Source organism: Limnohabitans sp., from assembly GCF_040400975.1.
Lineage (GTDB): Bacteria > Pseudomonadota > Gammaproteobacteria > Burkholderiales > Burkholderiaceae_C > Limnohabitans_A.
In genome coordinates, this window is the sequence record NZ_JBBAPF010000005.1 from 81,967 (window position 1) to 105,885 (window position 23,919).

Consider the following 23,919-nt stretch of genomic DNA (forward strand, 5'->3'; position numbering starts at 1 on the left):
GACACGCAGATCATGGGGAGATCAGGCGTCCAGCAAGATGCGCAGCATGCGGCGCAGCGGTTCGGCCGCGCCCCACAGCAGCTGGTCACCAATGGTGAATGCACCCACGTACTCGGGGCCCATGGCCAGCTTGCGCACACGACCCACAGGAATCGTCATGGTGCCGGTCACGGCCACAGGGGTCAGGTCACGGATGGTGGCTTCGCGGGTGTTGGGCACCAGTTTGACCCACTCGTTGTCGGCGGCGATCATGGCTTCGATATCGGCCACGGGCACGTCTTTTTTCAGCTTGAAGGTCAGGGCCTGGCTGTGACAGCGCATGGCGCCCACGCGTACGCAGAAGCCGTCCACCGGAATGGCCGCAGAGTTGAATGCCTCGCCGAGCCCCAAAATCTTGTTGGTCTCGGCCATGCCTTTCCACTCTTCTTTGGACATGCCCCAACCGGCTTCGTCCCGGCTTTTGCCGATACCCAGGTCTTTGTCGATCCAAGGGATCAATGAGCCACCCAGTGGCACGCCAAAGTTGGCGGTCTCAGACGCTGTGAGTGCGCGTTGCTTGGCCACCACCAGCCGGTCAATTTCCAGAATCGCGCTCTTGGGGTCGTCCAGCAGGGCTTTAACTTCGGCGTTCAGCGTGCCGTATTGGGTCAGCAGTTCGCGCATATGCTGCGCGCCGCCGCCCGATGCCGCTTGGTAAGTCTGTGTGCTCATCCACTCCACCAAACCAGCTTTGTAGAGGGCGCCCACGCCCATCAACATGCAGGAGACGGTGCAGTTGCCGCCCACCCAGTTCTTGCCGCCGTGGGCCAGTGCGTTTTGGATCACGGGCATGTTGACCGGATCCAAAATGATCACGGCGTCTTTTTCCATGCGCAGGGTCGAGGCCGCGTCGATCCAGTGGCCATTCCAGCCGGCAGCGCGCAGCTTGGGGAAGACTTCAGAGGTGTAATCGCCGCCCTGGGCGGTGATGATGATCTCGCAGCGCTTGAGCTGTTCGAGGTTGAAAGCGTCTTGCAGCGTGGTTTCGTTCTTGGCCATCGCGGGGGCTTTGCCGCCTGCGTTGGACGTGGAGAAGAAGAGGGGCTCGATCAGGTCAAAATCTTTTTCCTGAATCATGCGGTCCATCAGCACCGAGCCGACCATGCCGCGCCAGCCAACCAAACCTACTAACTTGCTCATTTCAACGCCCTTTCAGTTTTTAAAACAGTGTCAGACCAGACTGTTTGCCCGGCTCGTCTGGCCGGGGGGCGCACGACGAACCAGACTGGATCAGCCCTTAATGGTCGTGGTTTTTGTGGAGGTCGCACCCACAGCGACACCCACCTGGACGGTGTTGGTGCGGTTCAAAGAGAACAAATCTGGGTGAAACATAGCCCGAGATTATAACGGTTGGCCTGGCGTGCTCCTGACGGCGAGGCGGTGGTGTTGGCGGTAGACCTGCGCGTAAACCCTTTGTGTTCAGGGTGTTGCGGCTGTCTATACTTTTCGCAAGGAAAAAAGCATGACTTCACAGCAATTGATCTTGAGTTTGGTGCTCGCCACCATGGTGTTTTCGGTGTCGCTGGAATTGCGCATCGAGGACTTCCGGCGGGTCGCTCAAGCCCCGCGTGCGGTGCTGTGCGGCTTGATCCCCCAGTTCATCTTGCTGCCGGTGGGCACCTGGTTGGCCACTTTGGCGCTGGATTTGCCCGCCAACGTCGAGGCGGCCATGATTTTGGTGGCGGCCTGCCCGGGTGGGAGCCTGAGCAATGTGGTGACCCACTTGGGGCGCGGCAACACGGCCTTGTCGGTCAGCATTTCGGCCGTGGCCAGTTTGATCGCGCTGTTGGCCACGCCCTTTAACTTCAGCTGGATGATCGCGGCCAACCCTGAGACCGCGTCGTGGCTGCGCGAGTTGTCCATCGACCCGTCTGGCATTTGGCTGAGTTTGTTGATGGTCCTGGGCATTCCGCTGGCGCTGGGTTTGCTGTTTTCGCACCAGTTACCTGCGCTTACGCAGCGCATCCGCAAACCTTTGGGCAACTTTGCCGTGGGCGCTTTGATTTTGTTCATCGTGGCAGGGCTCATCAAGGAGCGGCAGCTGCTGACGCTGGGCCTTTTGCCCACCTTTTTGATTGTGGTGCTGCACAACGCCAGTGGCCTGTTTTTGGGCTGGGCCACTGCCAAGTCCATGCGCATGAGCGAGCGTGACCGCAGGGCCATCATGATCGAAGGCGGCATGCAGAACTCTGGCCTGGCGCTGGGCATCATTGCCTTGCAGTTTGGCAGCGATCTGGGCATGGTCACCCTGGCCAGCCTGTGGGGCATTTGGCACATCGTCAGCGGCCTGGGACTGGCTTTTTATTGGAAGAGAAAAGATGCTCGATTGCTTGATTAAAAACGGCACCGTGGTGGACGGCACGGGCGCGCCCGCCCGTGTGGCCGATGTGGGTGTGCGCGGGGGCCGCATTGTGGCAGTGGGCCAGGTGGATGAGCCCGCCATGCAAACCGTGGACGCCACTGGCCTGTGGGTCACCCCGGGTTTTGTGGACATCCACACCCACTACGACGGGCAAGTGACCTGGGACGAGTGCTTCACCCCCAGCATCTACCATGGCGTGACCACGCTGCTCATGGGCAACTGCGGTGTGGGTTTTGCGCCCAAGCGACCCGGCCACGAGGGCGACCTGATCAAGCTGATGGAGGGCGTCGAAGACATTCCCGGCGCCGCGTTGCACGAGGGCATCCGCTGGAATTGGGAAAGCTTTCCGCAGTACATGGATGCACTGGCCGTGACGCCGCGCAGCTTGGACTACTTGGTGCAGGTGCCGCACGACCCCTTGCGCATGTATGTGATGAAGGAACGCGCCCTGGCCCACGAGAAGGCTACGGCGCAAGACATTGAGGCCATGCGTTCGCTGTTGCGTGAGGCCCTGCAGGCTGGCGCCGCCGGGTTCAGTACCGGGCGCAGCGACAACCACCGCACCTCCGAGGGCAAGGACACCCCTGCCGCGAATGCAGGCAACGACGAATTGACGGGCCTGGCCCAGGCCTTTGAAGGCTTGGGCCACGGTGTGGTGCAGATCGTGAGCGACTTCAATTTGCTCAACGGCCCCGACCAGTTCGACGCCGAGTTCGACAGCGTGGAAGCGCTGGCGCGGGCCAGCGGCAAGCCGGTGTCCATGACCTGGTTGCAGCGCGACCCGGGCGGCGAGCAGTACCTGAAGATCCAGCAGCGGGTCGAAGCGGCGGTGCAGGCGGGCCTGCCGCTGTTCATGCAGACGGCGGTTCGGGGCATTGGCGTGCTCAATGGACTGGACGCGAGTTTTCACCCCTTCATGGGCTTTCCGTCTTACAAAGAAGTGGCGCATTTGCCCTTGCCAGAGCGCGCCCAGGCGCTGCGCGATCCGGCGCGCAAGGCCCGCATCTTGTCGGAAAAGTCAGAGCGATTGGCTGGAGACGGCAGCGCCATCCCACCGCTGGTGGACATTTTGCTGGCCAAGATTGACCTCATCAGTGGGCGCATGTTTGCGCTGGAGGACACACTCAATTACGAGCCCTCGGTCATGCAGAGCTTTTTGGTGCGTGCCAAGCAGGCGGGTATCACGCCGCTGGAGGCGATTTACGACCACCTGAGTGCGGGCACTGGCGAAGGCCTGATTTATTTCCCGATCTTCAATTACAACGAGGGCTCGCTCGATGCGGTGCGCCGCATGCTGGCCCACCCCAGAGCGCTCAGCAGCCTGAGCGACGCGGGTGCTCATGTGGGCACGGTGTGTGATGCCAGCTTTCCGACTTTCATGCTCACGCATTGGGTGCGCGACCGAGGTCGTGACAGTATTCCGCTTGAAACAGCGGTGGAGATGCTCACGAGCCGCAATGCCCGCTATCTGGGCTTGTCCGACCGGGGCGTGATCGCGCCGGGCATGCGTGCCGACCTGAACGCCATCGACCCTGAGCGCCTGAGCGTGGGCCTGCCCCGACTGGTGCGCGACTTGCCTGCAGGCGGTAAGCGCTTTGTGCAAAAGGCCGAAGGTTATGTGGCCACCTGGGTGGCGGGCGAGCAGGTGCAGCGCGATGGCGAGATCACCGAGGCCCGCCCAGGCCGCTTGGTGCGCTTGGGCCAAAACTGACGCGATTCATTTTTGAAACGTCCGAAATAAAAAGCCCGGTCACCTTCGCAGGTGCCGGGCATTGTTTGTGGTCAATTTTCCCCAGTGTTTGAATCGAAGCAGTCTTGTTCCCGCACTAGGTCGGAAAATAAACCGAAATCTATTTATCCAAATACCTGCGAACACACCAACTCTGACCCATTTTTCCTAATACAAGCTTCAGCAACTGAGGACAGCTCGCTTTCGTAGGCCACTCGCTTCTTCAGCTCAGTGATCATGAGAGCACGGTGTAGCCTCTTCAAGGCGGGAGGTTCCCCTGATGCGGCAGCGTAGCTAGCAAGTTTCTCTCGACAATCTTGCCAGACCTGAGCACGTTTGCTGTTGAGCCTATCAAGGCGATTCAGCCCAATAACCTCAATCGTGGTCATAACGCGGGCACAGTCTTCTTCGTCGGCACCACCAGTGGGAACCGCTCGACACCCGTCCTCGTCCATATCAAAGCTAATCAGGCGAGCATCCTCAGTGGTGGGGTCCAACAGGGCCGGAGCCTCTAGTTTCATACTGTTGGTGTCGTTAGGCGTTGCTCGATGACCATTAATTAACGGAAATACGTCGTTTTTCTTGACGTTGATGAGCTGTCCACAAATTCGGTAGTTCTCCCAATCGAAGGCAAGCCACCAGTAACCCGGCTCCGGGTTGATGCGTCCCACGTCAGTTACCTGGCCTTTGGGTCGAAAGTGATCAACGTGGTAAGCCGATACGGCCTCTTGAGCCTCGCTGTACCAGCACTTGTTATGAAACAGGCCGAGGAGCCAGTTTCGGATGCGATCGTCACGCCAAATAGCTTGTTTCGCCTCGATCAGAGCATCGCGTTCATCTTTTGTTTTCGCATTATTGAGAGCCGCACTCGCAGCGGCAGCCTTAGTCAGCCAGTCTGCCGGTGGAGCCAGATCTTTTGGGACGTGAACCATGCGCATGGTTTATGCCACCCCTTGCTTCAATTGCCGAGCCAATTCGGCCAACTCATCTTTTCGCTCAGTTTTGACAAGCTCCTTGATGATCGACTCAGCCAATGCTTCTTGCTCTGCAAGCTCTGACGGCGTCAGTAACTTGTTGATTGGCTGAGACTTGGCCTGGTACATCTTCTCTACAAAGAGTTGATACATCGGGTCACGGTGCTCGCGAGAAAATCCCAGTTCCTCTAAATAACGTCGCAAGCGCTCTAGTGCTGTGTCTTCCTCTGCTGACAGCCCCACGCTGGCCTTCTTGGCAACCAACTCGTTTCGAAGTTGCAGATCGTCCAAAGTTTGAGGGTCCAAGGTTGAAGGCAAGCCGAATAACTCACTCTTCAAAAGGCCCGCAACACCCATGCCTTGTGGGTGTTCATGCGGAGTTTGAACCACGGTTGTTCCTGCTTGCCGCCTCAGAATGTGAACCTGTTCACGCTTGAGGCTGCCCACCATCATTGGGTCATGCGTGGTGATGAGGATTTGTGACTCACCCTGCACCATGGCGTCATCGGGCGAAAGAACGCCCTCGATGTCGTCGAAATAGCGGAGCTTCCAAATGGGGTTGAGGTGGGTGTCGGGCTCGTCGAGCAAGAACAAGCAATTGTCCTCACGGGTAATGCGCATCAGACCAAGCACGGTGAGCATTTGCAGCTCACCTTCAGAGAGTTGGGTGAAGCTCACCTTGCCACCGTATTCGTCTCGTTTCTTGACTGTGATGCGCACCTCATCGATCAGGTCGCCGATGTACGCGCCCTCGGCATAACGGAAAAAGCTATCTGGGCTTCCCACCAGCTCGCCAAGTTTCTTTAATTTTTCCTGACTGGGCACGAACAGATAAAGCTGCTTTTGCTTTTCGCTTCGCCCCCTGAAGTCGATCTGCCTAGTGGCCTCTTGCTCAATGGGTGCCCAAGAAACTTGCCATAGCTTGTCGAGAAACTCGCTCACCACGTTGCCGCGCGCATACCAAAAGCGTGGATCGCCCTCGGTCAAATCCTGGTCGTCGAACTTGCCGCCTCGGCGCTTTTCACGAAGACGATGCGGCTCCTTCAAAACGAACAGCGCTGACTCCAGCGATTCGATGTGCAGATTTTTCAGAACCTTCTTGAATACAGGGTCATCAGACAGCAGGCAGGCCAGCAACACCAATTGACTGTGCCCGCCACGACAGTAAAACAAGCGACGCAGGCGATCATCACCTGCTTGTTTCAACCTAGAGTCGTGCCTGCGTGTGGCCTCTTTAATGGAGCGAATGTCAGCTTCAGAGCCTGCGAATTTTTCCAATAAGTGTTCGTCTAATACCTCGTATGTAGTGATTTCTTGGCGGCGGTTAAAACGGCGCTGGTGCTCCTGGAATAGCACCTCAATCCGCTCATTTCGGCCCGAGTAATACGCAAAAACGTGTGTGGGCAACAGCCGTGGCCCACGGCGCTCATCGCGGGGAAATTGGTAGCGATCATCGTTGGTGCGCAGATAGTCTTGAGTGACTTTGTCACCATCTACCCAGACAAGAGGGGTCTTCTGTTCGGTGGCCTCAATACGCACCGCATGACCGCGAATGCTGTATTCCAGCGTGTAGGCCAAGGACGCTCTATTGCCCAAGTCGATGTCCCGAAAAATGGTGATCAGCGCCTCAATCAGGTTGGATTTTCCTGTGCCGTTCTGGCCTATCAGCGCATGACTTCGGATGGGCTTGGGCTTGGCGTCAGTCGACGCGCTGGCAGAGGGTGTCAAGTGCGTATCGAACGCAATGTCGAGATCGTGCAGGTTGCGAAAGGCTGGAATGCAGATGCGCTTCAATTGCATATCAGGCACTCACCCCACGTACTTCTGCAGGCATGGGTTCAAGAATCCACTCGTGCGCAATCTCGATTTTGAGTTGCGCATAGAAGGCATCAATCTCGCCACCAAAGCGCCGCCACAAATCCTTGGCGCTCATTGCGCCGTTGTGGCGAGCCAAGAGCGTGGCCAGCGGCGCTTGATCCTTGATGTCGGGGGTTTTATCCAAGTGCAGCATGGCGATCAATTCAGTTTGAGGGGCTTTCATGGGTTCCTCTTCCTTTTCAATGGCTATACCGGTAAATCCTGACACCACAGCATCGGCTAAAACCCGTGCAAGTGAATGCTTCTTTTTGAGTTGACTCCGCCACTCTCCGCATCGGTTCCCCAGCCTGGCAAGCATCGAGAGGATTCGACGCTGCTCGTCAATAGGCGGAATCGGTATTGGAAAGCTGCGCAACTGGGTCATGTTGATAGACGCGAGATTGGTCGTCTGCTTGGAGGCTCCGGCAAAGTAGTTGCGTCCAATGTCGGAGTTAAAAACCAATTCAATCCAGTCATTGAGCAGATATGCACTAGGGACACGTGCTTTGAACACGTGGTTTTGATGCAAGCAGTTCATTGCACCACCACGCCAGATAGCCGTACGACCCACTTTGTCCCAATCACCGCCTTCGGTGATCAGAAGATCGCCTTCACTGACTTGGTACTTCGCCAGTTCGTCAGCAGCAATTTCAATGGTCTTTAAGTTTTCTAACTTGAAGTAGCCACGTTGAACGTTGGCAACCGCCAAGTATGGGCAGACGATCATCTGCCTTCCACGAAGGTTTCGACCTTTAGTGACTCCGCCAATGACAACAGCCAATTCGTCGAATGCTGCGACCGCCCAATGATCAGGGTAGATTTCGGCGGCATCAGCCATGTCGACCTGCTTTTGACGACGCATCAACCCATCGGAAATATATTTCTCGCGCAGCTTGACGCAATCGGCCTTGATGGAGTCAAGGTTCGGAGGCGTAGATGAAGCATCCACTAGCAAGCCCCGTACCGCCAAAGTTTTCAACGCTCCCAACATTTCATCCACATCTTCCGGCGCATCATTCAAGTGGCCAAAATTACCGGCCAGTCGTGTCCAGTTGGTTTGCAGTTCGTGCGGGCTTTGGCTGGTGGCGACGGCTTGCAGGGTGGACTGCCGCAGGTTGTTTTGTATTTTTCGGCGGTTTTGCTGCTGTGTTTCCAGCTTGTCGCACAAGGCCATCAGTTCATCGACTTTGGCCACGATTTGGGTTTGCTCTTCCTTCGGTGGAATTGGCGTTGGTATTGGCCGCATCCCACCAAGAGAGATATTGGCAATATTCGTTGTTTGGCTGGCTGTAACGCGCATTTGAGCCTGCATGTATGGACTTCGCAATAACAAATAAAGGTATTCGGGCTCAAGGACATGCGGACGTATCGCAGCAATGAATCCGCCAAATGTTGCGCGCTCTCTGACGTCTCTGACCAGCGCAACTTTGCCAACGAGCTCATAGCTATTGGCCATTGAGATCATGGTGTCCCCTTTCTGCACCCACTGATCCTCTCTGCCTACGAATCCTGGCTCAATGAAAATCAAATCATCCCAGTCGATTTCAGATTGGACGTTGCTAGTTCGGAGGCAGGCCACTACGTCAGATGAGCGACTCGTTTGCTTCTTCGAAGATGGAAATGTGATGCCTCGAACAATCTCACATACGTTTCCTAAACGCTCAAAAGCCCAGGTTTCAGGCAAGATAAAGGGCAGCTCGGATTCTTCGATTTCGGGCTGCGGTGTTGGCCTGCGAAGTTTTCCTGCGCTAATTAACTCCATACGAAAACTGGTTATTTCCGCGAGTAAATTTTGTGCGTGGGTACTTCTTGCAGAAGTGGTAACCAGTTTGCCTCTGATAGCTAATTCAAGAATCAACTCCCGCAACTTGGCTACCCCCCTGGGCGCACTCGCAATATGCCCAAATTCCGCCAAAAACTTTTGTGCGTCCATCAGGCTGGTTCCTTTTCAGCTGTTTCATCCCCGGCCAGTGCCTGCTCGATTTGTGCGATGCTGGGCAGGCTGGTTTGCAGCTCTGTCGGCAAAGATTCAATCAATTGGTACTCCGCCACCCCCATGGGTTGGGCACTATCGCGCAGGGCGTATTCGGCCACCACCTTGTTTTTGCTTTTGCACAGCAGCAAGCCAATGGTGGGTTTGTCGTGCTCGGTTTTAATTTGTGTGTCCACGGCGGTCAGGTAAAAGCTCAGTTGCCCCAGGTGTTCGGGCTTGAACTTGCCGCCCTTGAGTTCAATGACCACATAGCAGCGCAACTTGAGGTGGTAGAACAACAGGTCAATAAAAAACTCGTCGCCCCCCACATTGAGCAGCACCTGCCGACCAACAAAGGCAAAGCCCGCGCCCAGCTCCAGCAAGAATTCGGTGAGGTGTTTGACCAGGGCGTGTTCAATTTCACGCTCTTGCGCTTCTTCGCTCAGACCCAAGAAGTCAAATCGGTAGGGGTCTTTCAGGGATTCTCGTGCCAGGTCGGAATCGAGTTTGGGCAGTTGGACCTCAAAGTTCGTCACCGCCGTGCCGCTGCGTTCTTGCAGCTGAGTTTCGATCTGCATGACCAGCACATTGCGCGACCAGTTGTGTTCAATGGCCTTGGCTGCGTACCACCGGCGCGCTTCGGGGCTGGGCAGTTTATCCAGCAGGGCCAGATGGTGGTACCAAGGCAATTGTGCAAGCACCCCTTGCACAAAGTCGGCATCTGGCCAGGCTTGAGCAAAGGCCCGCATGTATTTGAGGTTGCGGGGTGAAAAACCCTTCATGTCTGGAAATGCGGCGCGCAGGTCTTGCGCCAACCGATCGATGACTTTGGCCCCCCAGCCCTGTTGGGCCTGACGTGCCAGGATGTCTTGGCCAATTTGCCAATACAGCAGCACCAGCTCGCGGTTAACCGCCAGTGCAGCGCGTTGCTGGGCTTGGTGGATGCGGGTTTTGAGATTGGTCAGCCAGTCGGCGTAACCTGGGGGCAAGGGAACGATGTCAGGCATCGTTGGCCTCTGGACTGCTGAAGTGGTGGGCCAAGGCGGCAGCCAGCTCGCCTTTGAGCTGGTTCTCGGTTTCTTCAATTTCGCCTAGCAGCTGTTTGAACTTTTCGAGCAGCACGTCGGGGTCGTGGATTTCTTCCTCGGCCGCGTTGGGGTTTTTGATGTCGAGGTTGAAGATCGGCCAATAAATACGGTCGCCTGCTGCCTGGGCATCGCGCGCCTGCAGGCGCAGTGGTTCTGCCGCGGCTCGCAGCTCGGTGATCGCGGCGTCAATCTTTTCGCGATGTGCGGCGTCGGTCGTGCCCACCAAGCTCTTGCGCAGGTCGGTGGCATGGCCTTCCAGAGCTGCAGCTTGGTTGTTCAGGTCTTCGGCGCGTTGCCAATGGGGTTGTGCGGCGGCTTCGGCCTGTTCGCGTTTGGTTTTGAAGTTGACCTTCCAGGCATATTCGTTTTCCACGCGGTCTGCAAAGTCGTTGGCCTCATTGCCCCACCACTCTTGTTCGGGCTTGAATTCCTCAAGCCGGATCGGCTTGGTTTTGGAATAGCTTTTGTAGCCAGTTGGATAAGGGTGCTCGTAAAACCAAATGGTGTCGGTATGGAATCGTTCGGTGCCATCGTCCACCGTGGCGCCCTTGGTAAAGAACAACAGGTTGGTTTTGATGGAGGTGTAAGGCGCAAACACACCTTTGGGCAGACGGATGATGGTGTGCAGTTTGCAGTCGCGCAACATCAGCTTTTTCAGGGAGCCCTTGATTCCATCGCCAAAGAGGAAGCCATCGGGCAGCACCACAGCGGCGCGGCCGTTTTCTTTGAGGAGCTTTTTGATGATGAGCGCCATGAACATGTCGGCGGTTTCGCGGGTGCGCAGGTCTGCAGGGTAGTCGCTTCCTACACCGTCGTCTTCATAGCCGCCAAAGGGTGGGTTGGTGATGACGCAGTCCATCTTGTTGTTGGCACTCCACTCGTTCCAACCAATGCCTAGCGTGTTGCGGTGCTCGATCTGACTGGGCACGTCAATGCCGTGCAGCAGCATGTTGGTCGTGCACAGCAGGTGGGGCAGCTGCTTTTTTTCAATGCCGTAGATCAGTTCTTCAATAGCGCGTTTGTCTTCGGCGCTGGACTTGGTGCTGAGCTGGTTGCGGAAATGGTCAATCGCGGCGGTCAGGAAGCCGCCTGTGCCGCAGGCTGGGTCCATGACGGTTTCGCGTATGTCCAAGCGCGGGTTAACGCGATCGGCCATGAACGCGGTAATGGCACGCGGTGTGTAAAACTCTCCCGCATTGCCTGCGCCACGCAGGTCGTTGAGCATTTGCTCGTACACATCACCCAAACTGGCGCGGGTTTTGAAGTCGTGGAAGTTGATGGCCTCTTCTAGCTTTTCAATCACGGCCAGCATCTGGGGGCCAGACTTCATGTAGTTGTTGGCGTCTTCAAAGACCTGTTTGATGACCTTGTGCTGCGGGCTTTTGCTCGCATCAATATGCTCTTTCAGTGCGGGAAACAGTTCGTTGTTGATGAAGCCAACGATTTCGGTCGGGGTCTTTTGCGGGGCTTTCTTCCCTTCTGCGCCAGCCACATGTGCTGCCCAGTTGCGCCAGCGGTAGCGCTCGGGCAAGGGCGATTTGTATTTGGCGTTGTCGTCTTCCCATTCTTCTTCGCGTTGGTCAAACACTTTGAGGAAAAGCATCCAGGTGAGCTGACCGAGGCGCTGTGCGTCGCCGTCAACACCGTCGTCCTTGCGCATGATGTCCTGAATGGATTTGATGGTGCTGCTGAGATTCATGGGGTTCTGTTCTTATTGTTTGGCCTGCGCAATATGCTCAGGCCTGCTTCTGATCGGTGGTGTCGTAAAGCGCTTGTTCGAGCTCGTGAACAGCCTGAGTGTATTGATCAACGCCGCCAAAAATACCGCGCCGTATTTGGGTTTTGCTGCCGAATTGGTCAAAAGGAGGCAATTCCAATACTTTGGCGTCTTCAATGTCCTGCACACCGTGGTCGGCAAATTTGTCGAGCAAGGCTTCGAGTACAGCGCGAGCCTGATCGCCATATTTGCCAAACACATCGCGTTTTTTGACGTTGTTGGCACGCTCACGGCGGGTGAGTGGTTTTTGGTCAAAGGCAACATGGGCAACCAGGTCAAATACATCCAACTCGCTGCCGTTTGCCACGGCCTGTTGAAGTGTTACCAACGGTACGCCTTGTTCGGCCAGTTCTTCCAAAACGGCTTGCTTTCGCTCCGTGCTGTTCCATCGACGCAGGAAATCGGTCATGGAACCGAACTCGGTTTGCAGTGCCTTTTTGATGTCGTCTTTCAGCAAAACCCGGTAGTCTTCTGTGATGAGCTTGCCATCTGCGTCGAGGTATTGCGAACGCTCAACGGCCACGCGCACATCCACATCATCAAGCACGTACTTGATTCGGCCTTCACCAGTGCCTCCCCCACCTTCCCCTGAAGTCTCTCCCTCTTGGCTGGGGCCATACGGCGGAGGATCGGGTTCGGCCACACCGGGCGGATGGGTTCCTTCTGGTGGCTCAATTTCGGGCGGTACAACGGGTTCATCGGGTTTGGGTTCGTAAATCACCACCGGCTCGCCATCGAAATCTGGGTCAGCGAACAAGCGCGTAGCACCTTTGAAATCCATGATGGTGAAGTAGAGCTTCTGGTAATCCTCCCGCAGGCGAGTACCACGGCCAATGATTTGTTTGAACTCGGTCATCGAGTTGATGTTCTGATCCAAGACAATGAGTTTGCAGGTCTTGGCATCAACCCCGGTGGTCAGGAGCTTGGAGGTGGTCGCAATGACGGGGTAAGGCTCGTCGTTGTCTATGAAGTAAGAAAGCTGGGCTTTGCCTTCGGTGTCGTCGCCCGTGATGCGCATCACGTAGCGGCGGTTGCTGGCGGCGGCCGGGATAAGTTTCACAAGTTCTTGCCGCATCCGTTCGGCGTGGTCCTGGTCATCACAGAACACAATGGTTTTGGCCATCGGGTCGGTGGCTTTGAGGTACTCCCAAACCTTGCTGGCCACCAGCTTGGTGCGCTTTTCCAGAACCAGCGTGCGGTCAAAATCCTTGGTGTTGTATTGGCGTTGAGCTACCTCTTGCCCGTGTTTGTCGACCTTGCCCTTTTCTGGCGTGTAACCGACCGCGTCGACATCGGTTGCGATGCGGATGACCTTGTAGGGGGCTAGAAAACCGTCTTCAATGCCTTGCTTGAGGGAATAGGTGTAAACAGGATCGCCAAAGTAGTGGGTGTTGCTGACCTCTTTGGTTTCTTTGGGTGTGGCGGTCAGGCCCAGATGGGTTGCACTGCTGAAATATTCAAGCACCTCACGCCAAGCTGAATCTTCAGCAGCGCTGCCTCTGTGGCACTCATCGACAACGATCAGGTCAAAAAAATCAGAAGGAAATTGTTTGTAAATCTGTTTCCACTCTTCCTTGCCAGTCACCGCCTGATAAAGGGCGAGGTAGATCTCGTAATTTTTCTTGATCTCGCGATTGGTCACTTTGTGCATGACCTCGCCAAAGGGCGCGAAGTCTTGTTGCATGGTTTGGTCCACAAGAATATTGCGATCGGCCAAGAACAAGATTCGCTTTTTGGCTTTGGCTTTCCACAAGCGCCAGATGATTTGAAAGGCGGTGTAGGTTTTGCCAGTACCTGTGGCCATGACCAACAACACTCGCTGTTGGCCCAATGCAATGGCTTCGATGGCACGGTTGATGGCTACAGACTGGTAATAGTGGGGCGCTCGACCGCTGCCGTCGGTATAAAAAGGCTGTTCGATGAGCTTGATGGATGCGGGACTGGTCAAACCTTTCCACTGTTGGTACAGCGGCCAAAGTTCATTCAGAGTAGGGAACTCGCTGAGTTGGCGCTCGCGTTCAGCGGGTTGAGTGATGCCCGTGCGATCGTGGATCAGGAAACCTTCGCCATTGCTGCTGATCGCAAAAGGTGCATCCAGCATTTCTGCATAAGCCAGAGCCTGCTGCATGCCGTGTCCAACAGAAAACTTGGCCTGCTTTGCCTCGACGATAGCAATGGGTACATTGGGCCTTCCGTACAGAACAAAATCGGCACGTTTGGGGCCGCCCTTGGCATCTGGATTTTTGATGCGCGAAGCCAATTTGCCGCGCACCATGACTCGGCCTGCAGTGAGGCTGACTTCTTCGCGGAATTGATGCTGCTGCCAACCAGCTTGTTGAATAGCAGGCGTGATGAACTTTGTGCAGATATCGCGTTCGCTGAACTGACGTTTATCCATACATGAAGTTCCATCATTAGAAAGTCATGAATGCTAATGCATTAATGACCGGCTGTTTCCAGCCGGTTGGACTTTTTCAAGCTCAGCCGAGGGCCTTAACCACCGCATCGCCCATTTGCGCGGTGCCCACCTTGGTGGTGCCTTCGCTCCAGATGTCACCAGTGCGCAGGCCTTGGGCCAGCACTTTTTGCACAGCCGCTTCAATGCGCTGGGCGGCTTCGGGCTGGTTCAGGCTGAAGCGCAGCATCATGGCGGCTGACAAGATGGTGGCCAGTGGGTTGGCCACGCCTTTGCCTGCGATGTCGGGGGCGCTGCCATGGCTGGGCTCGTACAGGCCTTGGTTCTTGGTGTTCAGGCTGGCCGAGGGGAGCATGCCAATCGACCCGGTGAGCATGGACGCTTCATCACTCAGGATGTCGCCGAACATGTTGCCGGTGACCACCACGTCAAAGCGCTTGGGTTCCTTGACCAGCTGCATCGCGGCGTTGTCCACATACATGTGGTCCAGCGCAATGTCGGGGTACTCTTTGCCGACGTCGGTGACCACGTCTTTCCAGAACTGGAAGGTCTCGAGTACGTTGGCTTTGTCGACGCTGGTCACGCGGCCTTCAGTGCCTGCGGCCTTACGCTTGCGGGCGGCCTGGAAGGCCACGTGTGCAATGCGCTCGATCTCAGGCTTGGAGTAGCGCATGGTGTCGAAGGCTTCTTCGGCGCCAGGGAAGTGGCCATCGGTCGCGATGCGGCGGCCGCGTGGCTGGCCAAAGTAGATGTCGCCCGTGAGCTCGCGGATGATCAGGATGTCCAGACCCGAGATCAACTCGGGCTTGAGGCTGGAGGCGCCCACCAGCTGCTCGTAGCAAATGGCAGGGCGGAAGTTGGCGAACAGGCCCATGTTTTTGCGCAGACCCAAAATCGCTTGCTCGGGGCGCAGCGGGCGGTCGAGCTTGTCGTATTTCCAGTCGCCCACCGCGCCAAACAGCACAGCGTCAGACTGCATCGCCAGCTTGAGTGTGGCTTCGGGCAGGGGATGGCCAAAAGCGTCATAAGCGGCGCCGCCGACCAGGGCGGTTTCCATCTCGAACTTCAAGTCGAGCGTGTTGAGGACTTTGACGGCTTCAGCGACGATTTCGGTGCCGATGCCATCACCGGGGAGGACTGCGATTTTCATGGGGGTTCTCGTGTTCTTTTAGGCGTTGACGGCGGTGTGCGCCAACCAGGGCTTGGTGGCCAGGCGTTCGGCTTCAAAGGCCTTGATCTTGTCGGCGTGGCGCAAGGTCAAGCCAATGTCATCCAGGCCGTTGAGCAGGCAGTACTTGCGGAATGGCTGCACCTCGAAGGGGATCTCTTCGCCTTGGGGGCGCACCACCACTTGGCGTTCCAGATCGACCGTGAGTTCGTAGCCGGGGAAGGCCGCCACTTCATTGAACAGCAGGTCTACGGCAGCCTCGGGCAAGACGATGGGCAGCAGGCCGTTTTTAAAGCAGTTGTTGAAGAAGATGTCGGCAAAGCTGGGGGCGATCACGCAGCGAAAGCCATACTGGTCGATGGCCCAAGGCGCGTGTTCACGCGATGATCCGCAGCCGAAGTTCTTGCGGGCCAAGAGCACCGATGCGCCTTTGTAGCGCGGCTGGTTCAGCACGAAATCGGGGTTGGGCTTGCGGGCGGACTCGGGCACACCGGGCTGACCGACATCCAGGTAGCGCCATTCGTCGAACAAGTTAGGACCAAAGCCGGTCTTGCGGATCGACTTGAGGAACTGCTTGGGGATGATGGCGTCGGTGTCCACGTTGGCGCGGTCCATTGGGGCCACGATGCCTTTGAGGAGGGTGAATTTCTGCATGTTAGGTTCCTCGAACGCTTCAGGCGAATTTGCGGATGTCAACAAAGTGGCCGTGCACGGCCGCGGCGGCAGCCATGGCGGGGCTGACCAAATGGGTGCGGCCACCCGCGCCTTGACGGCCTTCGAAGTTGCGGTTGCTGGTGGACGCGCAGCGCTCGCCGGGCTCTAAGCGGTCGGCGTTCATGGCCAGGCACATGGAGCAGCCAGGCTCGCGCCACTCAAAACCTGCGGCCTTGAAGATCTCGTGCAGGCCTTCGCGCTCGGCTTGTTCTTTGACCAAGCCCGAACCAGGCACGACCATGGCCAGCTTGACGTTCTTGGCGACTTTTTGGCCGAGCTTTTTGACCACGGCCGCAGCTTCGCGCATGTCTTCGATGCGGCTGTTGGTGCACGACCCGATGAAGACCTTGTCGATGGTGATGTCGGCCAGTGCTTTGCCGGGCTGCAAGCCCATGTAGGTCAGCGCGCGCTCGATGGCGTCGCGCTTGACGTCGTCTTTTTCTTTGTCGGGGTCGGGCGTCTGGCCGTCGATGCCCAGCACCATTTCGGGCGATGTGCCCCAGGTGACTTGCGGCACGATGGCGCTGGCGTCCAGCTCGACCACGGCGTCAAAGTGAGCACCCGGGTCGGACTGCAAGGTCTTCCAGTAGGCCACGGCCTGGTCCCACTCCACACCCGTGGGCGAAAGCAAGCGGCCTTTGACGTACTCGATGGTTTTCTCGTCCACCGCGACCAGACCAGCGCGTGCGCCGCCTTCGATGGCCATGTTGCAGACCGTCATGCGGCCTTCCATGGACAGGCTGCGGATGGCCGAGCCTGCGAATTCGATGGTGTAGCCGGTGCCGCCCGCGGTGCCGATCTTGCCGATGATGGCCAGCACGATGTCTTTGCCGGTGATGCCTTTGGCCAGGTTGCCCTCGACCTTGATGAGCATGTTCTTGGCTTTTTTGGCCAACAGGGTTTGGGTGGCCATGACGTGCTCGACCTCGGAGGTGCCGATGCCGTGGGCCAGCGCGCCGAATGCGCCGTGGGTGGAGGTGTGCGAGTCGCCGCAGACCACCGTCATGCCGGGCAGGGTGGCGCCGTTTTCAGGACCAATGACGTGCACGATGCCCTGGCGCTTGGACAGGAAGGGGAAGAAGGCGGCAGAGCCGAACTCCTTCATGTTGGCATCCAGCGTGGTGATTTGTTCTTTGCTGATCGGGTCGGTGATGCCGTCGTAGCCCAACTCCCAGCCGGTGGTGGGGGTGTTGTGGTCGGCCGTGGCCACGATGGAGCTGACACGCCAGACTTTGCGGCCCGCTTGGCGTATGCCTTCGAAGGCCTGGGGGCTGGTGACTTCGTGCACCAAGTGGCGGTCGATGTACAAGACGGAGGTGCCGTCTTCTTCGGTGTGGACGACGTGTTCGTCCCAGATCTTGTCGTAAAGCGTGCGGGCCATGGGGTTTCCTTGCTGAGCAGCCTGCCATTTTATGCGGTTCGCAGGCTTTCAAAGTCACTCTTGCGCGCGACCCTTCAAGCATCGTGCAGGCTTGTGGCGCCAGCGCCATGGCCCGCCAGGCCTCATCAGTCGCTTCGCGCCAGCAAATCGGCCTGCCGGGCCATGGCAGTGTCACCACATCGGGATGTCGACAACACCAAGATGTCAAAAAAAAGCCCGCACAAAGCGGGCTTTCGGTATTCGGTGGTTAACCGATCAACGCATCACATCGCGGCGAGGAGAGCCGGTGAACAACTGACGTGGGCGGCCGATTTTGTACTCGGGGTCGCTGATCATTTCGTTCAATTGGGCAATCCAGCCCACAGTGCGGGCCAGGGCGAAGACACCGGTGAACAGATTCACTGGAATGCCGATGGCGCGTTGCACGATGCCGGAGTAGAAGTCCACGTTGGGGTAGAGCTTGCGGCTGACGAAGTAATCGTCTTCCAGGGCGATTTTTTCCAAGGCCTTGGCCAGCTTGAAGAGCGGGTCATTTTCCAGACCCAATTCTTTGAGGACTTCGTCGCAAGTTTCTTGCATCAACTTGGCGCGGGGGTCGTAGTTTTTGTAGACACGGTGACCGAAGCCCATCAGCTTGACACCAGAGTTTTTGTCTTTGACCTTCTCCATGAACTCGCCCACTTTGGAAATGCCACCCATTTTTTGAATGTCTTCCAACATGTTCAGGCAAGCTTCGTTGGCACCACCGTGGGCAGGGCCCCACAAGCATGCTACGCCAGCAGCGATGGCAGCAAACGGGTTGGTACCGGAGGAGCCGCACAGTCGAACGGTGGATGTGGATGCGTTTTGTTCGTGGTCGGCATGTAAAGTGAAGATGCGGTCCATCGCGCGTTCGAGCACGGGGTTGACCACGTAGTCTTCGCAAGGTGTACCGAACATCATGCGCAGGAAGTTGCCCGCGTACGACAGTTCGTTGCGGGGGTACATGTAGGGCTGACCCACACCGTATTTGTAAGCCATGGCCACAAGGGTTGGCATTTTGGCGATCAAACGGATCGCTGCAATGTGGCGGTGTTCAGGGTTGTTGATGTCGGTGCTGTCGTGGTAGAACGCAGACAGGGCACCAATCAGACCCGTCAATACGGCCATGGGGTGGGCGTCACGGCGAAAGCCACGCAGGAAAAACTGCATCTGCTCGTTGACCATGGTGTGGTTGTTCACCAACTTGTGGAAGTCCTTGCTTTGCTGGCCGACGGGCAGCTCGCCATTGAGCAGCAGGTAGCAGGTGTCCAAGTAGTCCGCTTTGTGGGCGAGCTGTTCGATGGGGTAGCCGCGGTACAGCAGCTCGCCTTTGTCGCCGTCGATGTAAGTGATGGCAGATTGGCACGAAGCCGTGGACAGGAAACCGGGGTCATAGGTGAACATGCCGCTTTGGCCATACAGCTTGCGGATGTCGATGACATCTGGGCCGATGCTGCCCGAATACACGGGCATGTCGATGCTGGGGCTGCCATTGGAAAACGACAGGGTGGCTTTGTTATCGGCGAGTTTCATAGTGGGTTTCCTCTAAGTTTCCAGGTGCGAACCGTTCAGGGTTCACGCTCTCAGCATGTTCAGGACTTCAAGCACCTCTTCGGTGCTGATCTCGGTTTGCAGTTCCTTTCGGCACAGCAACAAGTCCATGAGATCGTTGTCAGACAGGTCCATCAGCACGTACATGCCCCGGGCCTGACCAACCGTCAAGCTTGGTGCATAACGGTTAAAGAAGCGCTCGATGAACAAATCATTTTCGAGCAAACCGCGTCTGCTGCGCCAGCGTAGCTTACTCAGCGAGCGCTCGCTCAAAGGGGTAAGGCGGTCAGCGTCGACCAGCGACGCATCTTCCAGGATCGGGGTGACGGTCATCAGACGGCGCGGCGAACCATCAACTCTTTGATCTTGCCAATCGCCTTGGTGGGGTTCAGACCCTTGGGGCAGACATCGACGCAATTCATGATGGTGTGACAGCGGAACAAACGGTAAGGGTCTTCCAAATTGTCCAAGCGCTCAGAGGTGGCTTCGTCGCGGCTGTCGGCAATGAAGCGGTAAGCCTGCAACAAACCGGCGGGGCCCACGAACTTGTCAGGGTTCCACCAGAAGCTCGGGCAACTGGTGGAGCAGCTGGCGCACAGAATGCACTCGTACAGACCGTTCAACTCGTCACGCTCCTCAGGGCTTTGCAGGCGTTCGGTCTCTGGCGGAATGGTGCTGTTGATCAGGTAGGGCTTGATCGAGTGGTACTGCTTGAAAAACTGGGTCATGTCCACGATCACGTCGCGGATCACGGGCAAGCCGGGCAGGGGCTTCAACACGATGGTGCCGGGCAAGGTGTTCATGTTAGTGAGACACGCCAAACCGTTTTTGCCATTGATGTTCATGGCATCCGAACCGCACACGCCTTCACGGCAAGAGCGGCGGAACGAAATGCTGGGGTCCACTGCCTTGAGTTTCATCAAGGCGTCCAACAACATGCGTTCGTTGCCATCCAGTTCAACCTGGATGGTTTGCATGTAGGGCTTGGCATCCTTGTCAGGGTCGTAACGGTAGATCTGAAAAGTGCGTAGGGTCATGAAAGAACTCCTGGTGTATAGGGTAATGGACCGCCACTGAGGGTGAGCGGCCCAGACAATCTTTAGAACGTGCGAACCTTGGGTGGCACGGAGTCCACAGTCAGGGGCTTGAGCTTGACGGGCTTGTAGGTCAGGCTGTTGTCGGCGCTGTGCCAAAGGGTGTGCTTCATCCAGTTGGCGTCGTCGCGGCCCAATGGGGCTACGGCGTCATCCACTGGACGCTCGTAGTCGCTCACGGTGTGGGCACCGCGGCACTCGCGGCGGGCAGCGGCAGACACCATGGTGGACTGCGCAGCTTCGATCAGGTTGTCCACTTCCAGGGCTTCGATGCGGGCGGTGTTGAACACTTTGGAGGTGTCCTTCAGGCCAATGGCATTGACGCGTTCGCGGATGGCGGCGATCTTTTGCACGCCTTCGTCCATAGAGGCTTGGGTGCGGAACACGCCTGCGTGTTGCTGCATGGTGGCACGCATGTCGTTGGCCACGTCTTGCGCGTATTCACCGCCACGGCCTTCGAGTTTATTCAAGCGGCTCAGTGTGTAATCCGCCGCATCGGCGGGCAAAGGCTTGTGCGACTTGGTTTTGGAGGCGAAATCGACGATGTGGTTGCCAGCCGCGCGGCCGAACACCAACAAGTCGAGCAGCGAGTTGGTACCCAGTCGGTTCGCGCCGTGGACCGACACGCACGAGCATTCGCCCACGGCGTACAAACCGTTGACCACGGCGTTGTGGTCGGTGGCGTTTTGCGTCACAACTTGGCCGTTGATGTTGGTGGGGATGCCGCCCATCTGGTAATGGATGGTGGGCACCACCGGGATCGGCTCTTTGGTGATGTCGACGTTGGCGAAGTTGACACCGATCTCGTAAACCGAGGGCAGGCGTTTGTGGATGGTGTCCGAGCCCAAGTGGTCCAACTTGAGCAGCACGTAATCCTTGTTGGGACCGCAGCCACGGCCCTCCTTGATTTCCTGGTCCATGCAGCGGGACACGAAGTCACGCGGGGCCAAATCTTTCAAGGTGGGCGCATAGCGCTCCATGAAGCGCTCGCCATTGCTGTTGAGCAAGATGGCGCCTTCGCCACGGCAGCCTTCGGTCAAAAGCACACCAGCACCGGCCACGCCAGTAGGGTGGAATTGCCAGAACTCCATGTCTTCCAAAGGAATGCCCGCTCGCGCTGCCATACCCAGGCCGTCGCCGGTGTTGATGAAGGCGTTGGTGGAGGCCGCATAAATGCGGCCTGCGCCACCGGTGGCCATCAGCACGGTTTTGGCATGCAGGACGTGCAGGTCACCGGTTTCCATTTCCAAGGCGGTCACGCCCACCACATCGCCTTCGACGTCACGGATCAGGTCAAGCGCCATCCACTCGACGAAGAAACTGGTTTTGGCCGCGACGTTTTGCTGGTACAGCGTGTGCAGCATGGCGTGGCCGGTTCGGTCAGCGGCTGCGCAAGCGCGTTGCACAGGCTTTTCGCCGTAGTTGGCGGTGTGGCCGCCAAAGGGGCGTTGGTAAATCGTGCCATCAGGGTTGCGGTCAAACGGCATGCCCATGTGCTCTAGGTCATAGACAACCTTGGGCGCTTCGCGGCACATGAATTCGATCGCATCCTGGTCGCCGAGCCAGTCGGAGCCCTTGATGGTGTCGTAGAAATGGTAGTGCCAGTTGTCGTCGGACATGTTGCCCAACGAGGCACCAATGCCGCCTTGGGCTGCCACGGTGTGTGATCGTGTCGGGAACACTTTGGACAGGACGGCCACATTCAGGCCAGCACGGGACAGCTGCAGCGAGGCACGCATGCCCGAACCACCGGCGCCGACGATCACGACGTCAAACTTGCGGGTGGTGATTTTGTCTTTGGTATAGCTCATGGGTAAATGGGTAGGTGTGGTTTCAGCGCAATGAAAATGAGGGCTGCCGCATCAAAGGCGCCACAGAGCATGAACAGACCAGCCAGCACAGCCGATCAGCCAGACAAGGGTGAAGACGTGCAAAACCAGGCGCACGGCCAAAGGTTTGACATAGTCCATCCAGATGTCACGCATGCCCACCCAGACGTGGTAAAGCAGGGCAATGATCACAGAGAAAGTCAGCACCTTCATCCACTGTGAGGCAAAAATACCAGCCCATTCTTCGTAGCCAATGGGGCCCGAGGTGAAAATCACTTGGGCCAGCAAGATCACGGTGAACAAAGCCATCAGGGCGGCAGTCACGCGTTGGGCCAGCCAGTCACGAAAGCCATAGCCAGCACCGGTCACGATGCGTTTGGAGCCGTAGTTCACAGACGACATGTTGGAATTCCTTGTTGTGATGGAGGGTGGACGTGAAATCAGTACAAGCCAAACAGCTTGGCGGCCAGTACGGCGGTCAAGCCCAGACTCAATACCAAAGTGACCACTGCAGAGGATTTGCCGAATTCCTTGCTCACGGCATGAAAAGCGTCCATGTAAATGTGGCGAAGACCTGCGATGAAGTGGTGCAAATAAGCCCAGATCAACGCCAGGGCCAACAATTTGAAGAACCATCCGGGCACAAAGCCGATACCCAGACTAAAGGCCGATGAGAGTTTGGCAAAAGAAATCTCAGAAGTGATGGAGCTGTCAAACATCCAGATGATCAAAGGCATCAGCACAAACATCAAAAAGCCACTGATGCGGTGCAGGATGGAGACAATGCCAGCAGCCGGCAGGCGGTAAGTAGGCAGGTCTTTCAGGGCATTGATGTTGCGGAATTCAGGCCGCTTGCGGGCGAGTTCAGTCATGTGAGTGCTTTCTGGGTGTAACGCGTTCGTGACATGGATAACAAACGGCTGGATTCTATTGCAACGCAGCAAACTGACATGAGCATTTCAGTGACAGTTTGAACATTTTTGTGAGGTCAAAGGCGGGTTTCAGTTCAATGCGTTGTGGTAGTGGTGTGTGTCGGTGCGGTAAAAGCCTCGCCGCAACTCCATTGGGGTGTCGTTGTAGGTATAGGCTATGCGTTCCACGCTCAAGAGGGGGGTGTGGGCCGGTAGATGCAGCAATTCCCTTTGGGTTTTGTCAGGTAAAACGGCCCTGATTTTTTCATCGGCCCGCACCATGCGCACGCCAAACTCGGTCTCAAAAAGGGCATACATTGGACCGTTGTAAGCCGACAGCCTCTCGGCGGTGAGTCCCTTGAAGGGCGCACCTGGCAGCCACAAGTCTTCCAGAATGGTGGGCACGTTTGCAAACGAAAGGACGCGCCGAACTTGCAACACGGTGTCGCCTGAGCGCAACGACAAAGCACGACAGATTTCGGCCGAGGCCCGCAGGCGTTTGCAGTCCACGATGTGGCGTTGCGCGGGTCCCTCGGTGTTGAGGTCGCCTTGGTCAGGGACCAGTTTCAAAAATCTGTACTGCACCTGGTGCTCTGCGTGGGTGGCGACAAAGGTGCCCTTGCCCTGCTTGCGGATCAGCAGGTGGTCGCTGGCCAACTCGTCGATGGCTTTTCTCACCGTGCCTTGGCTGACGCGGTAGCGCGATGCCAACTCCATCTCGCTGGGGATGGATTCGCCGGGCTTCCACTCGCTGGCCTGAAGGCTTTGCAAGATCAAACCCTTGATCTGCTGGTAAAGCGGGCTGAAAGCAGGTGTGGCTGGCGACGGTTCGCTCGCGCCAGTGGGTGCTTCGTTCAAAGTGATGTGGTTATTCATTGGGAAAGCCAAGCATGCGTGTTGTATGCAAGTCAGGTGGTGCATCATATCTTATATAAGACATAAGACAAATTGACGATGTGGGGTTTTCGCGGGTACACTTTGCGGCTGTTTGCTTGCGCAGTGAGCTCTTTCAGGTTCACAGGCGTGTATCTGGTTC

Annotated in this window: 19 protein-coding genes; 2 read left to right on the plus strand and 17 right to left on the minus strand. The window is 57.0% G+C overall.

Going from position 1 to position 23,919, the window contains the following annotated elements; all coding sequences use genetic code 11:
• Positions 1-21: 21 nt before the first annotated feature.
• Positions 22-1,179: an aspartate-semialdehyde dehydrogenase gene (asd, locus tag ABWQ00_RS05225; RefSeq protein WP_353237618.1), complete on the minus strand. Its 1,158-nt coding sequence runs from the start codon at positions 1,177-1,179 to the stop codon at positions 22-24.
• Between the two features lie 322 nt (positions 1,180-1,501).
• Here asd and ABWQ00_RS05230 point away from each other — a divergent pair, with 322 nt between their 5' ends.
• Both ABWQ00_RS05230 and ABWQ00_RS05235 read left to right on the plus strand, forming a co-directional pair.
• Positions 1,502-2,377, plus strand: coding sequence for a bile acid:sodium symporter family protein (locus ABWQ00_RS05230; protein WP_353237619.1), 876 nt, complete (start codon positions 1,502-1,504; stop codon positions 2,375-2,377).
• Complete coding sequence (locus ABWQ00_RS05235) at positions 2,358-4,112, plus strand: N-acyl-D-amino-acid deacylase family protein (protein ID WP_353237620.1); 1,755 nt, start codon at positions 2,358-2,360, stop codon at positions 4,110-4,112. Before ABWQ00_RS05230 ends, ABWQ00_RS05235 begins: the two co-directional genes overlap by 20 nt.
• Before the next feature lie 143 nt (positions 4,113-4,255).
• On the opposite strand, the gene ABWQ00_RS05240 is transcribed toward ABWQ00_RS05235, so the two are convergent.
• The 16 genes from ABWQ00_RS05240 to ABWQ00_RS05315 form a co-directional block, all read right to left on the minus strand.
• Positions 4,256-5,068, minus strand: a complete 813-nt coding sequence (locus ABWQ00_RS05240) for an HNH endonuclease family protein (protein ID WP_353237621.1) — start codon at positions 5,066-5,068, stop codon at positions 4,256-4,258.
• A gap of 3 nt (positions 5,069-5,071) precedes the next feature.
• The gene (locus ABWQ00_RS05245) at positions 5,072-6,904 is read right to left on the minus strand and encodes an AAA family ATPase (RefSeq protein WP_353237622.1); all 1,833 of its coding nucleotides are present in this window, start codon (positions 6,902-6,904) and stop codon (positions 5,072-5,074) included.
• Position 6,905: 1 nt separating this feature from the next.
• Positions 6,906-8,894, minus strand: a complete 1,989-nt coding sequence (locus ABWQ00_RS05250; RefSeq protein ID WP_353237623.1) for a restriction endonuclease subunit S — start codon at positions 8,892-8,894, stop codon at positions 6,906-6,908.
• Positions 8,894-9,940 carry a PDDEXK nuclease domain-containing protein gene (locus ABWQ00_RS05255; protein WP_353237624.1) on the minus strand — a complete coding sequence of 349 codons (1,047 nt, stop codon included), beginning with the start codon at positions 9,938-9,940 and terminating at the stop codon, positions 8,894-8,896. Before ABWQ00_RS05255 ends, ABWQ00_RS05250 begins: the two co-directional genes overlap by 1 nt.
• Positions 9,933-11,720, minus strand: a complete 1,788-nt coding sequence (locus ABWQ00_RS05260; RefSeq protein WP_353237625.1) for a class I SAM-dependent DNA methyltransferase — start codon at positions 11,718-11,720, stop codon at positions 9,933-9,935. Before ABWQ00_RS05260 ends, ABWQ00_RS05255 begins: the two co-directional genes overlap by 8 nt.
• Positions 11,721-11,757: 37 nt before the next feature.
• Complete coding sequence (gene hsdR, locus ABWQ00_RS05265; RefSeq protein ID WP_353237626.1) at positions 11,758-14,196, minus strand: EcoAI/FtnUII family type I restriction enzme subunit R; 2,439 nt, start codon at positions 14,194-14,196, stop codon at positions 11,758-11,760.
• A gap of 82 nt (positions 14,197-14,278) precedes the next feature.
• Complete coding sequence (leuB, locus tag ABWQ00_RS05270; protein ID WP_353237627.1) at positions 14,279-15,364, minus strand: 3-isopropylmalate dehydrogenase; 1,086 nt, start codon at positions 15,362-15,364, stop codon at positions 14,279-14,281.
• A gap of 18 nt (positions 15,365-15,382) precedes the next feature.
• Entirely contained in the window at positions 15,383-16,036 is a 654-nt protein-coding gene (gene leuD / locus ABWQ00_RS05275; RefSeq protein ID WP_353237628.1) for a 3-isopropylmalate dehydratase small subunit, read from the minus strand.
• A 19-nt stretch (positions 16,037-16,055) separates the two neighbouring features.
• The gene (leuC, locus tag ABWQ00_RS05280; RefSeq protein WP_353237629.1) at positions 16,056-17,477 is read right to left on the minus strand and encodes a 3-isopropylmalate dehydratase large subunit; all 1,422 of its coding nucleotides are present in this window, start codon (positions 17,475-17,477) and stop codon (positions 16,056-16,058) included.
• 255 nt (positions 17,478-17,732) lie between these two features.
• Positions 17,733-19,031, minus strand: a complete 1,299-nt coding sequence (gene gltA, locus ABWQ00_RS05285) for a citrate synthase (RefSeq protein ID WP_353237630.1) — start codon at positions 19,029-19,031, stop codon at positions 17,733-17,735.
• Between the two features lie 42 nt (positions 19,032-19,073).
• The gene (locus ABWQ00_RS05290) at positions 19,074-19,382 is read right to left on the minus strand and encodes an FAD assembly factor SdhE (protein WP_353237631.1); all 309 of its coding nucleotides are present in this window, start codon (positions 19,380-19,382) and stop codon (positions 19,074-19,076) included.
• The gene (locus ABWQ00_RS05295) at positions 19,382-20,086 is read right to left on the minus strand and encodes a succinate dehydrogenase iron-sulfur subunit (RefSeq protein WP_353237632.1); all 705 of its coding nucleotides are present in this window, start codon (positions 20,084-20,086) and stop codon (positions 19,382-19,384) included. Before ABWQ00_RS05295 ends, ABWQ00_RS05290 begins: the two co-directional genes overlap by 1 nt.
• A 62-nt stretch (positions 20,087-20,148) precedes the next feature.
• Positions 20,149-21,954, minus strand: a complete 1,806-nt coding sequence (gene sdhA / locus ABWQ00_RS05300; protein WP_353237633.1) for a succinate dehydrogenase flavoprotein subunit — start codon at positions 21,952-21,954, stop codon at positions 20,149-20,151.
• Between the two features lie 51 nt (positions 21,955-22,005).
• Complete coding sequence (sdhD, locus tag ABWQ00_RS05305; protein WP_353237634.1) at positions 22,006-22,374, minus strand: succinate dehydrogenase, hydrophobic membrane anchor protein; 369 nt, start codon at positions 22,372-22,374, stop codon at positions 22,006-22,008.
• Positions 22,375-22,412: 38 nt separating this feature from the next.
• The gene (gene sdhC, locus ABWQ00_RS05310; protein WP_353237635.1) at positions 22,413-22,844 is read right to left on the minus strand and encodes a succinate dehydrogenase, cytochrome b556 subunit; all 432 of its coding nucleotides are present in this window, start codon (positions 22,842-22,844) and stop codon (positions 22,413-22,415) included.
• Between the two features lie 129 nt (positions 22,845-22,973).
• On the minus strand, positions 22,974-23,759 hold the full coding sequence (locus ABWQ00_RS05315; RefSeq protein ID WP_353237636.1) for a GntR family transcriptional regulator: 786 nt from the start codon (positions 23,757-23,759) through the stop codon (positions 22,974-22,976).
• Positions 23,760-23,919 lie beyond the last annotated feature (160 nt).

What these genes read in the sequence shown, in the direction of transcription:
- asd (WP_353237618.1), bottom strand. Translation starts at nt 1,179, where the DNA reads ATGAGCAAGTTAGTAGGTTTGGTTGGCTGGCGCGGCATGGTCGGCTCG.
- ABWQ00_RS05230 (WP_353237619.1), top strand. Translation starts at nt 1,502, where the DNA reads ATGACTTCACAGCAATTGATCTTGAGTTTGGTGCTCGCCACCATGGTG.
- ABWQ00_RS05235 (WP_353237620.1), top strand. Translation starts at nt 2,358, where the DNA reads ATGCTCGATTGCTTGATTAAAAACGGCACCGTGGTGGACGGCACGGGC.
- ABWQ00_RS05240 (WP_353237621.1), bottom strand. Translation starts at nt 5,068, where the DNA reads ATGCGCATGGTTCACGTCCCAAAAGATCTGGCTCCACCGGCAGACTGG.
- ABWQ00_RS05245 (WP_353237622.1), bottom strand. Translation starts at nt 6,904, where the DNA reads ATGCAATTGAAGCGCATCTGCATTCCAGCCTTTCGCAACCTGCACGAT.
- ABWQ00_RS05250 (WP_353237623.1), bottom strand. Translation starts at nt 8,894, where the DNA reads ATGGACGCACAAAAGTTTTTGGCGGAATTTGGGCATATTGCGAGTGCG.
- ABWQ00_RS05255 (WP_353237624.1), bottom strand. Translation starts at nt 9,940, where the DNA reads ATGCCTGACATCGTTCCCTTGCCCCCAGGTTACGCCGACTGGCTGACC.
- ABWQ00_RS05260 (WP_353237625.1), bottom strand. Translation starts at nt 11,720, where the DNA reads ATGAATCTCAGCAGCACCATCAAATCCATTCAGGACATCATGCGCAAG.
- hsdR (WP_353237626.1), bottom strand. Translation starts at nt 14,196, where the DNA reads ATGGATAAACGTCAGTTCAGCGAACGCGATATCTGCACAAAGTTCATC.
- leuB (WP_353237627.1), bottom strand. Translation starts at nt 15,364, where the DNA reads ATGAAAATCGCAGTCCTCCCCGGTGATGGCATCGGCACCGAAATCGTC.
- leuD (WP_353237628.1), bottom strand. Translation starts at nt 16,036, where the DNA reads ATGCAGAAATTCACCCTCCTCAAAGGCATCGTGGCCCCAATGGACCGC.
- leuC (WP_353237629.1), bottom strand. Translation starts at nt 17,477, where the DNA reads ATGGCCCGCACGCTTTACGACAAGATCTGGGACGAACACGTCGTCCAC.
- gltA (WP_353237630.1), bottom strand. Translation starts at nt 19,031, where the DNA reads ATGAAACTCGCCGATAACAAAGCCACCCTGTCGTTTTCCAATGGCAGC.
- ABWQ00_RS05290 (WP_353237631.1), bottom strand. Translation starts at nt 19,382, where the DNA reads ATGACCGTCACCCCGATCCTGGAAGATGCGTCGCTGGTCGACGCTGAC.
- ABWQ00_RS05295 (WP_353237632.1), bottom strand. Translation starts at nt 20,086, where the DNA reads ATGACCCTACGCACTTTTCAGATCTACCGTTACGACCCTGACAAGGAT.
- sdhA (WP_353237633.1), bottom strand. Translation starts at nt 21,954, where the DNA reads ATGAGCTATACCAAAGACAAAATCACCACCCGCAAGTTTGACGTCGTG.
- sdhD (WP_353237634.1), bottom strand. Translation starts at nt 22,374, where the DNA reads ATGTCGTCTGTGAACTACGGCTCCAAACGCATCGTGACCGGTGCTGGC.
- sdhC (WP_353237635.1), bottom strand. Translation starts at nt 22,844, where the DNA reads ATGACTGAACTCGCCCGCAAGCGGCCTGAATTCCGCAACATCAATGCC.
- ABWQ00_RS05315 (WP_353237636.1), bottom strand. Translation starts at nt 23,759, where the DNA reads ATGAATAACCACATCACTTTGAACGAAGCACCCACTGGCGCGAGCGAA.